General features: G+C 60.6%; 10 protein-coding genes and 4 pseudogenes. 9 read left to right on the forward strand and 5 right to left on the reverse strand.

The genetic code is table 11. The annotated features are described in order from the left end of the window. Positions 1-244: 244 nt before the first annotated feature. From ACFTZB_RS34170 to ACFTZB_RS34195, 6 genes are all read left to right on the forward strand, one after another. On the forward strand, positions 245-535 hold the full coding sequence (locus ACFTZB_RS34170) for a putative quinol monooxygenase (protein WP_378438532.1): 291 nt from the start codon (positions 245-247) through the stop codon (positions 533-535). Positions 536-1,008: 473 nt separating this feature from the next. After that, the gene (locus ACFTZB_RS34175; RefSeq protein ID WP_378438550.1) at positions 1,009-2,091 is read left to right on the forward strand and encodes an NADH:flavin oxidoreductase; all 1,083 of its coding nucleotides are present in this window, start codon (positions 1,009-1,011) and stop codon (positions 2,089-2,091) included. A 150-nt stretch (positions 2,092-2,241) separates the two neighbouring features. Further along, on the forward strand, positions 2,242-3,063 hold the full coding sequence (locus tag ACFTZB_RS34180) for an acyl-ACP thioesterase domain-containing protein (protein WP_378438534.1): 822 nt from the start codon (positions 2,242-2,244) through the stop codon (positions 3,061-3,063). A 478-nt stretch (positions 3,064-3,541) separates the two neighbouring features. Continuing rightward, positions 3,542-4,273, forward strand: coding sequence for an SDR family oxidoreductase (locus tag ACFTZB_RS34185; RefSeq protein WP_378438536.1), 732 nt, complete (start codon positions 3,542-3,544; stop codon positions 4,271-4,273). 77 nt (positions 4,274-4,350) lie between these two features. Next, on the forward strand, positions 4,351-5,112 hold the full coding sequence (locus tag ACFTZB_RS34190) for an SDR family NAD(P)-dependent oxidoreductase (RefSeq protein ID WP_378438538.1): 762 nt from the start codon (positions 4,351-4,353) through the stop codon (positions 5,110-5,112). Between the two features lie 394 nt (positions 5,113-5,506). Next, a complete protein-coding gene (locus ACFTZB_RS34195) occupies positions 5,507-5,650 on the forward strand; it encodes a helix-turn-helix domain-containing protein (RefSeq protein ID WP_378438540.1) in 144 nt (47 codons plus the stop codon). Between the two features lie 106 nt (positions 5,651-5,756). On the opposite strand, the pseudogene ACFTZB_RS34200 reads toward ACFTZB_RS34195, so the two are convergent. Continuing rightward, positions 5,757-6,101: pseudogene (locus ACFTZB_RS34200) on the reverse strand (transposase); the annotation flags it as partial. Here ACFTZB_RS34200 and ACFTZB_RS34205 point away from each other — a divergent pair. Further along, positions 6,097-7,190: pseudogene (locus ACFTZB_RS34205) on the forward strand (IS1380 family transposase); the annotation flags it as partial. The pseudogenes ACFTZB_RS34200 and ACFTZB_RS34205 overlap by 5 nt on opposite strands. A 328-nt stretch (positions 7,191-7,518) precedes the next feature. Here ACFTZB_RS34205 and ACFTZB_RS34210 read toward each other — a convergent pair. Continuing rightward, positions 7,519-8,286 (reverse strand): acyl-CoA thioesterase domain-containing protein, encoded by a 768-nt coding sequence (locus ACFTZB_RS34210; protein ID WP_378438542.1) that lies wholly within the window; start codon positions 8,284-8,286, stop codon positions 7,519-7,521. A gap of 95 nt (positions 8,287-8,381) precedes the next feature. Here ACFTZB_RS34210 and ACFTZB_RS34215 point away from each other — a divergent pair, with 95 nt between their 5' ends. Further along, positions 8,382-8,861 (forward strand): winged helix-turn-helix transcriptional regulator, encoded by a 480-nt coding sequence (locus tag ACFTZB_RS34215; protein ID WP_378438544.1) that lies wholly within the window; start codon positions 8,382-8,384, stop codon positions 8,859-8,861. A 151-nt stretch (positions 8,862-9,012) separates the two neighbouring features. Here ACFTZB_RS34215 and ACFTZB_RS34220 read toward each other — a convergent pair. Both ACFTZB_RS34220 and ACFTZB_RS34225 read right to left on the reverse strand, forming a co-directional pair. Further along, a pseudogene (locus tag ACFTZB_RS34220) lies at positions 9,013-9,517 on the reverse strand (fatty acid--CoA ligase); the annotation flags it as partial. 492 nt (positions 9,518-10,009) lie between these two features. Then, positions 10,010-11,596, reverse strand: a complete 1,587-nt coding sequence (locus ACFTZB_RS34225; protein ID WP_378438546.1) for an MFS transporter — start codon at positions 11,594-11,596, stop codon at positions 10,010-10,012. Positions 11,597-11,803: 207 nt separating this feature from the next. Between ACFTZB_RS34225 and ACFTZB_RS34230 the strand changes: the two genes are divergently transcribed. After that, complete coding sequence (locus ACFTZB_RS34230) at positions 11,804-12,334, forward strand: winged helix-turn-helix transcriptional regulator (RefSeq protein ID WP_378438548.1); 531 nt, start codon at positions 11,804-11,806, stop codon at positions 12,332-12,334. Positions 12,335-12,850: 516 nt separating this feature from the next. Here ACFTZB_RS34230 and ACFTZB_RS34235 read toward each other — a convergent pair. Further along, positions 12,851-13,078: pseudogene (locus tag ACFTZB_RS34235) on the reverse strand (IS701 family transposase); the annotation flags it as partial.

Genomic DNA, 13,078 nt, shown 5'->3' on the forward strand with positions numbered 1-13,078 from the left:
GCTCTACCCCGACCACGGCAACCTCTGGACATTGCAATACTCCGCGCACGCATACTTCGAACACGCACGCACCTGAGTCGCACGCCAGGACAATCAGTCGGATAACTAGCGGATGCCAACCTCACGCCACAAACCGTAGGAGCACCTTCGCTGACTGTGCCACCGGTGGCACACCATGCATCAGAGCAACATGCCTGGAGTGCAATTAGTACAAGCAACCGATCCTAAGGGGTAGAACGTGGCTATGATCGCCATTCTGGAACTGACCTTCAAACCAGAGACCGTCGAGACCGCGCAAAAAGTGATGGCACGCGTGCTGAAGGAGACCCGGGAGTTCGACGGTTGCATACGTGTCGACAACGTGCTCGATGCCAAGAACCCCAACACCTGGCGAGTGATCGAAACGTGGGAGTCGATGGACCACGATGCTGCATACCGCAGGTTCCGCGCGGGCGAAGGTGCAATAACCGACCTCGGCTCGCTGCTCGCGGGGCCGCCGTCGCTGAGCAAAGGAACGCTTGACGCGAGCATCTGACCAAATGCCAGGGTGGGGGGTCGGCTGACAGGCGGCCGGGCATCCGTGACCGACGGATCCACCCATTTTGGCCTGGGTGTTGTGCGGCAACGTTGTATAGTCGCGAAATGTCGCCCCAGAGGCGAATTCTCCTGGTGCCGACCACAAACTAACTGGGCCTAGACGAATGTGTCAGAGAAGAATCTGTAACTGCACCAATCTCAAACTGTTTCGATCGGACACGCCGCGCCTGTGTCGACCCTGGGTAGGTACGGACCAAGCCAGAAGCGAAAAGTGTGTCCGTCGCGCGCATCCATGGAGTTTCGGTTCCTGAACCATCCAAAGCAGCCACACAGACCTAGCCCGCCGCTCCGAAACAACCTCGTGCCCAAATGATTCATGACATCAAACAAACTGGAGTAGAGATGACCGATCTGCGTGAAGAGAGCATCGGAGTGAACTTGTCGAGCACTCTGCTCGACGGGGCCGACATCATGCCGCTGCTCGCCCCTACCGAGGTGGCCGGCCTTGAGATGTCCAACCGTTTCGTGATGGCCCCGATGACGCGGGAGTTCTCACCGGGAAACGTGCCCGGCGACCCGGTTGCGGAGTACTACGCCAAGCGAGCTTCCTCGCTGGGCCTCATCATCACCGAGGGTACCTACGTCGACGAGTGCTCCGCCGGTGCCAGCAACCGGGTCCCCGCCTTCTACGGTGACGAACCCCTCGCGGGCTGGCGCAAAGTCGTCGACGCCATCCACTCCGAGGGTGGCAAGGTCATGCCGCAACTGTGGCACCTCGGCGCCACTCGGATCGCAGGTGCGGGCCCGAACAACGAAGCACCGATCGTCAGTCCCTCGGGGATTGGCCTCGGCGGCCGTAGAGTTGGCGAACCGGCCACCGCGACGGTCATCGATGGAATTGTCGACGCTTTTGTCCGCGCGGCTGCTGACGCGCAGGACGTTGGATTCGACGGCGTTGAACTGCACGGCGCACACGGGTACCTGCTCGACCAGTTCACCTGGGGGGAGACGAACCGGCGCACTGATGCCTATGGCGGATCCATCGCCAACCGGATGCGGATCAGCGCCGAGATCGTCGCAGCCATCCGCGAACGCGTCGGCCCCGAATTCCCGATCTCCTATCGATTCTCTCAGTGGAAAGGTGGCCACTTCGACGCCCGGATCGCCGACAATCCCGGCGAGCTCGCACTCATCCTCTCCCCGCTCGTCGAGGCAGGCGTGTCGTTACTACATGTTTCCACCCGTCGCTATTGGCTACCGGAGTTCGACGGCTCAGATCGTACTCTCGCCGGCTGGACCAAGCACCTGACGGGACTGCCCGTTATCGCACTCGGCTCCGTCGGCGTTCCTGCGGCTTTCCGCGGGGACGAGACCGAGAAACAGACCAGCCTGTCCCTCGCCCCGTTGATGAACCTCTTCGAGCGCGGTGAGTTCGACCTAGTCGGCCTCGGGCGGGCAGTCCTCGCTGAGCCGCACTGGGTCAGCAAGGTTGCATCCGGTGACGTGGACTCGATCCGCCCCTACAACAAGGAACTGGAAACAGTCCTTCTCTGACAACCTGGCATGCGTATGACGCACCTTCGGATGCGTTACTCGGAGCTTGGGCTGGTAGGGACAATAATTTCGTCGCGAAAGTGTCGTTTCACGAGACAGCCTCCTTCGATCTGATTGTGGCATGCGGAACGTCTCATTGTAGGAGTCTTGATGAATCAGATAGCTGACGGACATGTCAATCATTACCCGCTGGTTCCGATTACGCCGGAGTCTCGAACATTCGAGTCGACCTATCGCATAAGGGTCGACGACGTCGATCCGGAGATGACCGTCCACATTGCCGCTGTGGCGAGGTATCTCCAGGACATCGCGCTGGACATGACCCAACAGTCAGAGTTCGGCCGCACGAATCCGTTTTGGTTAGTGCGGCGAAACGTCATTGACGTGATTGAGCCGATAACCTGGCCGGGAAATGTGACCGTCAAACGGTGGTGTTCGGCTACATCTGCCATGTGGGTCAGCATGCGTCAGACACTCACCGGTCTGCCGGAGTGCAATGCGTTCAATCCGGATGCGAGGCCCGCAGGTCGGATCGAGACCGAAAGCTTCTGTATCAATGTCACTCGAGAAGGTCGCCCAGCGCGGATCGATGAGAACGTCCTTTCTGCCTGGAGCGGCGGTGTCACTGATCGTCGTCTGCGGTGGCGTGTGTTGAATCCGAAAAAAGTTCCCGACAATGCCGATCAGCAGGATCACCTGCTTCGCCCGAGCGACTTCGACATGTTTCACCACATGAACAACGCAACCTACTGGCAGGCGGTGGATCGGTATCTGATGCGGTGGCCGGAAGTCGTTGCAGGGCCGTACCGTGCTGTTATTGAGTATCTCAATGCGGTTCCCCCCACCGACCTCTTGACAATCAGAGCAGCGCAAAGCGAGGGCGGTTTTGGGTTATGGTTCCACTATGGCGAGACCCTGACCACGACGGTCACCCTGACAGCGTTGCCTAGAGTTGACCTTGCTCGCGGTTGAATTGAAGCGATCGTGGTGCACTACATGCCTGTCGATTCCTGCTAGTTGGCCACGCCACTCCGCAACGCCAAAGCCTCGATTGCTCGTAAACCGATCTTCATCTGCGAAAATAGGTCGACGCACTTCGTTTTGCCTGGTTTCTGAAGCCAATGCTTGCTGGCACCAGATTGGCGGCCCTCGACGACGGCAGACGAGCATGCCAGTTCGCACAATGCATACAAATTTCGGCGTCACGTGGGCATGCTAAGTCCCTCGATCCATCGAGCTACATTCGGTTCTCGACGAACAGTCGAGGGGACAGGACTAGCGGCGCCGCGTGCCACCGGTTCGGCATGATCGGTGCAGCACGCATTACTGCGACCCTGCTCGTCAAACCCTCGGACCAACAACAAGCAGTTCGGATTCGAAATCATATGCGTCGGATCCGGAAATGGCCGGGGTCTTCGAACGCCTGCACTGACAAAAGAACGGAATCCGGATGGGAAACATCACCTACGACTTCGCCGCCAAGTCAGTCATCGTTACCGGCGCTGCGCGTGGCATAGGTCAGGCGCTGGCCCGCCACTTCGTCGCTGCTAAGGCCACAGTCTTCATGGTGGACTTCGACAAGGACGAACTCAGCAACGCTGCGCGTGAGATCGGCGCCATCGGGATCCCCGCTGACGTCAGCAATACGCGAGACGTCGAGAAGGTCGTTTCGACCGTGATCGGCGAGACCGGGCGGATCGATATTCTGGTCAACAACGCCGGCATCCTGCGGGATAGGATGCTGTGGAAGCTGACCGACAACGACTGGGACAGCGTCCTGAATATCCACGCGGGCGGTACTTTCCGGTTCACCCGAGCGTGCGTTCCGCATTTCCGGAAGCAGGAATTCGGACGGGTCGTCAATATAACCTCCTACACTGGTCTGCATGGCAACCGAGGCCAGGCCAATTACGCCACCGCGAAGGCCGGGATCATCGGCTTCACCAAGACCGCCGCGAAAGACTTAGCCGCGTTCGGCGTCACCGTCAACGCGGTCTCGCCCAACGCGGCGACGCGAATGACCGCCTCGATCCCCGTGGACAAGATCGCTGAGGTTACTGGACCGATCCCACGATTCGCTGACCCCTCTGAGATGGCTGATGCGATCTGCTTCCTTGCATCCGAAGAGGCCGCCTACATTACGGGCGTGGTCCTGCCCGTTGATGGGGGACTGTCCATCTGATGACGAGACATAGCTTGACCTCTCGAGTCGGGACGAATTCAACTCCATTGATACTGGAACCGTAGGAGAACCCTCACATGACTGTCCTCGACAAGTTTCGTCTCGATGGCCGTGTCGTCATCATTACGGGAGCGTCCTCCGGCCTCGGAGTCTCGTTCGCCGAAGCCTGCGCGCAGGCCGGTGCCGACGTCGTTCTGGCGGCCCGCCGCGTCGATAAATTGAAGGACACCGCGACACTGGTCCGCAACGCCGGTCGTCGGGCCCTGATCGTGCGCACTGATGTTGTCGATCCCGACCAGTGCACTGCGCTAGTCGACGCGACGGTGTCCGAGTTCGGTCAGGTCGATGTCCTTGTCAATAACGCTGGGATCGCGAGTGCACTTCCGGCCACACGAGAGAGCCCGGACCAGTTCCGTTCGATCATCGATGTCAACCTCAACGGGTCCTACTGGGCGGCGCAGGCGTGTGGCCGAGTGATGCAGCCCGGCAGTGCCATCGTGAACATCGCCAGCATCCTCGGGATCACGACCGCAGGTCTTCCGCAGGCCGCCTATAGCGCGAGCAAGGCCGCCATCATCGGGTTGACACGTGATCTCGCGCAGCAGTGGGGATCTCGCAAAGGAATCCGCATCAACGCGATCGCACCCGGATTCTTCGAATCCGATATGACCGGCCAGTTCGACGACGGCTACCTCGACGGCCTGGCATCGAGAATGGTACTCGGACGCACAGGTGATCCGGTCGAGCTCGCCGCAACACTTGTCTGGCTTGCTTCGAATGCGGCTGGATACGTTACCGGACAGACAATCGCAGTCGACGGCGGCTTCACGATCGCTTGACCCGCACGAATTCCCCTCTATGGGAGCACTTTCCCGAAGGCGACACCTATCGATCATCGCGATCGATCTGTCCACCGCCATCGACGAGCTCTGCTTATCAGTACGCTCACCGCAGCATCAACGTGATGGGTTTCGAGGTCACCCGATATCTAAACTAACAACCGTCTTCCGTCATGCCGCCGATAGCCAGGTGGTTGGTGTTCCACACCCGACTAATGCTGTTTCGGTAATAGGGTATGTCGTTGCGCGTGATTCCTACCGTGCTGCTTGATCATTGATGGTTGGCAGGGAAGGAAACCGGTTCCGGCGAGGGGTCCGACGCCCGGAAAGTCAAGCGGCGCGGCGGTCGCCGGGATCTCGGGGCGTTGCGTGATCGCGGATGCAAGCGGCGGAGATGTTCACCGCAGGGCGCGATGTCGCGGTCGAGTTGGATATCTCCCAACAGACCGCCTCACGCTGGCATCGACAGTGGACCGAAAGAGGCAACGAGGGATTGGAAGGTGCCGGTCGCGCGGGACCCCCGGCCCCGGCTCAATGACGTCCAGATCGACGTGATCCGAGAGGAATTGCTCAATGGACCCAAGCTCACGTGGATCTGCTCCCAGGACGAAATCGATATCGCTGCTCCCGGTGGCCCTGTGGGACAGGGATCGTCGGGTTATCCGCAGGGCGGCGACGAAGGACATCCGGTCCGGGGCGTGAGCGCCAGTGGTCGCGGCGTCGCGCTTCAGGGTGATGGCGAGTGGCAGCACAGGTGCCCCCCAGATTTCCTGCCGGACCAGCGGTGGGGATTTCGACCGCAGGCCCGCGCGTGGTCCGCGTTGGTAAGTTTTCAGTTCGTTGAAGGTGTTCTCGATTTCCCAGCGCTGGGCGTAGGCCAGCGCCAACTCTTCGGCAGGTGCATCGGAGGGGTCGAGGATCGTGGTCAGCAGCCGGTACTGCTCGGGGTTCTCCCACCCATCGTCGAGGGTGTAGTCAATCACGCGCACCGTGTTCGATCAGGTGTACGCGCCGTCGACACTGGGGATATTCTTGCGCGAGTTCACCTTCGGGCACAGCCTCCAACTCGGGTCGGTGCTGCGCCGACTCGCTGCTGCCGCCCGGTGTACGGGCACCATAAACAAGGAGCGTCCTACGGGCATGCGAAGATCGCCGGCCGCGCCCTGTTCCGCAAGGGACTGTCGCCGCTGGTCACGACCCTGTCCACCGCGCGGGCGGCGCCGGTGATCACCGAGATGCGGCTGCGGGCCGGCAGGACGGGATCCGGTCGCGGTGCCGCCTCCGAGCCGCGTGCGGCGATCACCACCGCCCCGCGCCTGCGGGGCGCACGGCAAGATCATGGTCCGCGGTGATTCGGCGTTCGCCGAACATGGCCGTTATCGGCGCCGTGGTCGCCGCGGGTATCGAATTCTCCCCGGTGATGACCCGGAATCCGCGGATCACCCGGGCCATCGACGGCATCGACGAGCACCAGTGGATGCCGGTGCACTACCCCGGTGCGGTTACCGACCCCGAGACCGGGGAGCTGATCTCCGACGCCGAGGTCGCCGAGACCACGTACACGGCGTTCTCCGGCTGCTACCGGGTCACCGCCCGCCTGATCGTGCGCCGGGTCAAGGACGCGAATTACCCGGATGCGTGGGGTCCCTCCCTTCACGCAATGCTTGGGGGCGTCCCGGTGTGGCGCTACCACCCGTTCTTCACCGATTCCGAACTGTCGACCGTCGAGGCAGATATCACCCACCGGAAGCACGCGATCGTGGAAACGGTGTTCGCGGACCTGATCGACGGACCCCTCGCGCACATCCCGTCGGGACGGTTCGGCGCGAACAGTGCCTGGGTGCTTTTGCGCCGCGATCACCCACAATCTGCTGCGCGCCGCCGGCACCCTCGTCGGCGGGCACCACGCCGTCGCCCGCAGCGCCAGTCTGCGCCGGCACCTGGTCAACGTTGCCGCCCGATTCGCCCGGCCCGCACGCAAACCCGTGCTCCACCTGCCAGCTCACTGGCCACCACAAGCGCACCGGACATCCCTCTGGGACAACACCATCGACTACACGCCACCCCAAGCGGCCTGACTCTCGGTACACCGGCCGCACCGGCCCCAACCCCAGGAACACAACGAACGTGGATGAGCTGACAGCCAGGTCAGCAGATCAACTCCACCCCGAACAGCATCGCGTGTGCGCATCACAAACGAATCCGACCGAGATCACCGATCCACGGATTCAGGTCAAGTTGGCAGCCTTCTCAACCTTGAGGTGGATCTCCACTGCATGCGACATGTCGAGCTGTGGCGACTGGTGGGATGCGTGGATTGGTCGTCTGGTCGTCTGGTCGTCGGGTTGGCGGTTCAAGGAGTCGTCCTCTGCGCGTGTCAGGTTCATCGAAGTAGGGGCGCGCCAATCAGTCGCGGGGCAACAGGATGCGCCGACTCTGGCGGGCGGTCGCCAGGAGTTGTCCCGCACCGTCGCGGAGTTCAGTGTCGTCGACGGACCATCCCCCTCCGGTGTGAACGTTCCAAGTGTGGCCCAGTACCTCATGCAAGTCGTGCTGGCGGAGATCGGCGGTGATGTACATGGACATCGACACAGTCGGTGTGGCTACGGGTTCGGTCATTGTCGTGAATATCGCGGGCGGCAACGCATCGGCAAGGACCGCCAGAACGGCGGCATTGATAGACATCTTCGGACGAGTGGATAGCCATGCCCTCATTCGAGCCTCTTCGGATCCAGATCCGGGCAGGGGTCCATCAGTTGGACGAATCTCCAAATGCGTGCCGACCGGCAGTATTTCAAGGGGAAGCTCCCATAGGTCACATTCGTTTGGTGGCCTTACATTGGCCTGGGACAGCCCTGGTCGATCCAGATTCGATGCAGGACCTATCCGGCCGAGGGTTACTGAGGCGGAGGCAACTGTTTGATCTTGGACGAAGGCGATGTCGATCACTCGTGTCGTACGGCCCACTTCGTAGATTGAGGTGAACAACTGCATCTGCCCGATTCGGGGTTTGCCAAGGAATCGAAGATCCATTGAGCGCACGTTCGCTCCTGAAGCCTCCATTTCGGCAACCTCGACGGCCATTCCAGCGATGACGCCGCCATGTGGTCCGAACCAACTCGCCCATGATTCGGCGATCTCAACGTTCCACTGACCGTTGCCAGCCGCGGCCATTCTGAACTCGTCAGCCAGTCGGCGAGATGTAAGTTGTTTCATGCAACTGAGGTAAGCATATTGAGTTTTGTGACGCAACTCGATAATCTCGCAGAATGCGCCGAACCCACTTCACGGAGATGAACTGCTCGGTCGCGCAGACTTTGGAGATCGTCGGCGAATGGTGGACGCTACTCATCGTGCGTGACGCCCTATTCGGTGTTACGCGGTTCGACGACTTCCAGAATCGCCTGGGCATCGCACGCAACATCCTCACATTGCGGCTGGAGACGCTCGTGGATCACGGTGTCATGGTTAAGGATCAGTACCAGGATAAGCCCATTCGTTACGACTATCGATTGACGAAGCGGGGCAAGGACCTGTGGATGGTCATCGCGGCGATGCGGCAGTGGGGTGACATCTGGCTCGCAGACGGCGGTCCGCCCCTCGAATTCGTGCACCGTACGTGTGGATGCTCGATGACGATCCAGCCTGTGTGCTCGGCTTGCGCTCACGTGGTGGACCGAGAGTCGTTGTCTTCCATCCCGGGGCCTGGGGCCAGCCGTGAGGATCTGCCACCGGGGCCCAGTCGGTGACGCGGTTGGAGTGAATTTCAAGATAGCCTGCCACTCGTGATCATGTCTTTCATGATGAGCTGTCGGATATATTCGGTGCCATGCTCTACACGGCCGACGAGCTGCTGGTGCTGTGAAATCCGTAGCGGGTGATCGGGCAACAGGTGCTGTGGAGCACTACGACCACCAGTGGGCGCTCTCTTCCATCGAGGGTCTGGGATAGCGGTGACGGCGGCTTCGAGGACTTCAGGATGACCCATGACGGCGTTCTCTATATCGACCGACGAAATCCCATCGTCGTCGGATTTGATGGGGTCCTTTGTCCGACCGGAGAGGATGAGGTATCCGCCGGGGCTGATCGCGCCGACATCGCCTGTGCGACGCCAGTCCTCTTGGAGGCTTCCGACCGCGTCGTGGCGGTAGTACGACGAGGTGATCCATGGACCCGAGTTCGCCAATGCTGAAGCTTCCGTCGGGAACGAGATTGCCGTTATCGTCGACAAGCCGCGCTTCGGCGGATGCCGGGAATCGTCCCTCCGAGTATCGGTAGCGCGCCCGCTCTGCTCCTCGGTGTATGCGGGCGGACGGGCTACGGATCCCACCGGGGATGTCTCGGTCAGTCCTCAGGCGTGCAGGACCGATACCGAGTGCTGGTCTTCGAAAGCGTGCATCAGCGAGTCGTTACAGTCGCAGCTTGGGGAATCTTGCGATCCGACTCAGTTGCTAGCCCTGTGGCTCACGCCTCGACGAGCGGGCGCCGGTGTCTGGCGTGAACGGAAATGGCCTGCAGTACTGCATGTGGTGAGCGAGTATTGGATATCGGAAGCGGGGATGAACTCGAAATCGGTTATCGTCTCCTTCATTCGAGGTTCGCGTTCGGGTTGTTGTGAACGCTCAGAAGTTCTGCCCGCCTGCCAGCTTCGAGGTGATCGACGTACCGAAAGACCGCACGAGTGCGGAGCGGAACGCGGGGCCAGTCCAGTCGAATGACTCTGCTGCGAATGGTCGTTGTCATTTGTTCCCTCGACATGTTGAATGCATCGACGGCGATAGCTGTTGTGTTTGCGGAGTGATTGACAGGTCGGATTCACTTACGAAGACACGCCCGGCGACCCCGGTCGCCTACCTCGAGACCCGAGGTCGTCGGGCGTTTCCAACTCCGCGTGGCTTTAATTGCTTTGGGTCGGCCTGTCATGCACGAAGGCGGCAATGGGGATAACGGCGATAACCAGCACGATGCCGGCGACCAAAAGACTAAGATGGACAGCGTCGGTGAAGGCGTTCTTGATTGCGATCTCGGTGATTGAAGCGAGGGGGGCTGGCAGTTGGTCTCCACCACCGCCGCGCGATGCGGAATCGACGATTGAGGTTGCCACACTTTCGGGCAGTTCGGCGTCGTTCAAACGGTCTCGCAGGTTGGTCACGAAGTTGGTGGTCAGGATTGTACCGAGGACGCTCGCGCCGAGGACATTCCCTACCTGGCGGAACATATTGACCGCGCCGCTCGCCATGCCCGCTTGCTGATGCCCGACGCTGTTGACCGCAGCGGCTGTCGATGGTGCGACGAGCAAACCGCCGCCGATGCCTACCAGCAGCAATCCCGGCCATACGCGCTCGAACTCGGATTCCGCAGGACTTGCGAGCAGCGCGAAAATTCCCGCCGCCATGACGATCATGCCGACGATCAACATCAGCTTGAAACCGACCCTCTTTACCACTCGGCCGGCCACTGCACTGAACAGTATGTATGCCACGAACATTACGAGTAGTCGAAGTCCGGCGCCGAGTGCTGAGACGTCCTGGACGTGCTGCAGATAGAGAACGACGAGCAGCGACGTCCCGGTGAACCCGAACAGAGCCATGGCGGCGGCCCCCATGATGGCGCTGAACGATGTGGATTTGAACAACGCTACATCGAGCATCGGGTCGTGATGGCGTGACTCCCATATGATGAATCCGACGAGCGCGACCGCGAGTGCGGCATAGACAACTATCAACCTTCCGGATCCGTAGCCGCTCGATCCTCCCTCGATGACGGCATATGTGAGGGATGCAACAGTGGCTGTACCCAGTGCGATGCCCACTGGATCGAGGTGCCTGCCGGAGTTCTTGCCGTTGGGCACAAAGATGATTGAACCCAGAAGTGTCACGGCACCGAGGACTGCGTTGATGAGATAGACCGAATGCCACGAGAACGATTCCAATAGTGTGCCTGCACCGAGCGGCCCTACCGCCAGCCCCAGGCCCGAGCTTGCCGCCCAAATGCTGATTGCCTCAGTGCGTTCATGTTGATCCGTAAAGGTATGGCTGATGATAGCGAGTCCAGTCGGAAGCACAAGTGCCCCGCCGGTTCCCATAATCGCCTGCGCTGCAATGAGAATAGATGTCGAGTTCGCAGCGAATGCCAGTACGCTTCCGATCGCAAAGACGGTGGCCCCGCCGCTGAACACACGTTGTCTGCCCAGAAGGTCGCCCAAGGTTCCACTGCCGAGCACCAGGCTGGCGACGATGAGGCTGTAGGCGCTGGTCACCCAGACTACTTGGGTTGACGAGGAACCGAGATCGCTCTGGATCGACGACAGCGCGCCAATGGTCGATGAGACGTTGACGAACGCCATCATCGTTCCAACACAGATAACAACCAGCGCCAACCATCGGTGCCTGGGCTCCGCCTGCACTGTCGGACAGGTCGCAAGTGTCGGCGTGGAAGCTGCTTGATCGTCGAGGCCTGTGGGCCCGTGACTAAAGTTGTCCATAGCCAGACCGTAAAGGCTAACTATAGTTACGTCAACTCAGGATCGAGTGAAGTGGTTTGCAGCGGGAAGGCTTTTGTCCACGGAGGTCGTCGACAGTCGTATGCACAAGGAAGTTATCGATGGATTCGGCGGCTACGGATCGCTTCGCGATTGGCCATCAGGCTGATTTCTGACACTATCTGACTGTAGTCAGAGTAGGATTCGGACATGGGCATGAAGTTGGAAGCGGACCTGGCGGACCGATCGCGGTGGCGCGCGGAAAGCTGCTCGGTCGACAAGACGATGGCAGTTGTCGGATCTCGTAGCGCGATGCTGTTCATTCGGGAAGCGATGTACGGGACTACGAGGTTCGCCGACTTCGTCGATCGTGTTGGCGTAACCGAGGCGGCTGCCGCAACCCGGCTCAAGCAACTTGTGAACGACGGGGTTCTTGAGAAGCGACCCTATCGCGAGGCGGGTGCTCGTACTCGGTATGAGTATGAGTTGACCCAAAAGGGCCGCGATCTGTTGCCCGTCATACTAGCAATGATCAACTGGGGTGATCGCTATCTGCAAGGTGGTAACGCTCCTCTGCAGATCCGCGAGTGCAGCACCGGCGAAGTGGTCGTGATTGCTCCAAAAAATTCAGATGGAGTGGATCTTTCACCTGAGGATCTCGAGGTTGGAGTTGCGCCTACCTGGCGGTCCGCAGGTCGCCGGCGCAGCAACAGTGGCCAATTGAAGACAGCTGGCTCGTAACGGAGTCAACAGCGTCTCCGTGTCGCGCTGCTGTGGCCAAGGTTCGAAGAGCTGAGCAGTGGTCAGTCGACCGGAATTGGGCGAGTGGACGACATGCACGCGAACATATCGAGGTCGCTAACCTGATATGTTGGGCAATTTGTCAAGTAACGCCAAAATTGTCCTGGAACACAGTTCAGGACAGGGGGATCCCCCCGATAGTCGCCGCTGGGATGGCCCGGCCGCAGCCAGGGTCACGGTCCTGGGCCGGAGGCCCACGCGTAGCGCTTGGGGGCCTTGACGCCGGCGAGGAACGGGGCTCACGCTGTGGGCGCGTTCGGGGGGAGGGGGTGACCGTTAGTTAGTACTGCAACGGCACTTATGGCAGGTGGCCGCGGGTTCGGTAGTGACTGGTGCGGGCCTGGTGTTGTCGACGTCTGCGCCAGTGTGACCAGGACCAGATGTGCTCGTCGGGGTGGGCGTGTCGCAGGACCAGATGCACGAATAGCCGTCGGATCTCGGGTAACGTGTAGCCGATCATACCTTGGTCGGAGTTTCCGATTCCCCCTTTACCGCTACGGTTTTCGTTCCGGCGAGCCAGGCGAGGGCGAGCATCGACAAGGTGATGTGGGCGTACCAGGCCCGGTAGGTCCGCACCTGGTATTGGTCCAGGCCGGCCTCGTTCTTGGCCTGCTGGAAGCATTCCTCGACCCGCCACCGGGAGCCGGCGATGGTGGCGAGTTCGGTGAGCGTGGTGCGGCGGGG

The sequence above is a fragment of the Rhodococcus sp. NPDC057014 genome, assembly GCF_042673295.1.
In the GTDB taxonomy this organism is placed as follows: Bacteria; Actinomycetota; Actinomycetes; order Mycobacteriales; family Mycobacteriaceae; genus Rhodococcus_F.

Excerpts from the sequence above, each read along its gene's own strand:
- ACFTZB_RS34170 (WP_378438532.1), top strand. The coding sequence starts at position 245 with ATGATCGCCATTCTGGAACTGACCTTCAAACCAGAGACCGTCGAGACC.
- ACFTZB_RS34175 (WP_378438550.1), top strand. The coding sequence starts at position 1,009 with ATGCCGCTGCTCGCCCCTACCGAGGTGGCCGGCCTTGAGATGTCCAAC.
- ACFTZB_RS34180 (WP_378438534.1), top strand. The coding sequence starts at position 2,242 with ATGAATCAGATAGCTGACGGACATGTCAATCATTACCCGCTGGTTCCG.
- ACFTZB_RS34185 (WP_378438536.1), top strand. The coding sequence starts at position 3,542 with ATGGGAAACATCACCTACGACTTCGCCGCCAAGTCAGTCATCGTTACC.
- ACFTZB_RS34190 (WP_378438538.1), top strand. The coding sequence starts at position 4,351 with ATGACTGTCCTCGACAAGTTTCGTCTCGATGGCCGTGTCGTCATCATT.
- ACFTZB_RS34195 (WP_378438540.1), top strand. The coding sequence starts at position 5,507 with ATGTTCACCGCAGGGCGCGATGTCGCGGTCGAGTTGGATATCTCCCAA.
- ACFTZB_RS34210 (WP_378438542.1), bottom strand. The coding sequence starts at position 8,286 with ATGGCCGCGGCTGGCAACGGTCAGTGGAACGTTGAGATCGCCGAATCA.
- ACFTZB_RS34215 (WP_378438544.1), top strand. The coding sequence starts at position 8,382 with ATGCGCCGAACCCACTTCACGGAGATGAACTGCTCGGTCGCGCAGACT.
- ACFTZB_RS34225 (WP_378438546.1), bottom strand. The coding sequence starts at position 11,596 with ATGGACAACTTTAGTCACGGGCCCACAGGCCTCGACGATCAAGCAGCT.
- ACFTZB_RS34230 (WP_378438548.1), top strand. The coding sequence starts at position 11,804 with ATGGGCATGAAGTTGGAAGCGGACCTGGCGGACCGATCGCGGTGGCGC.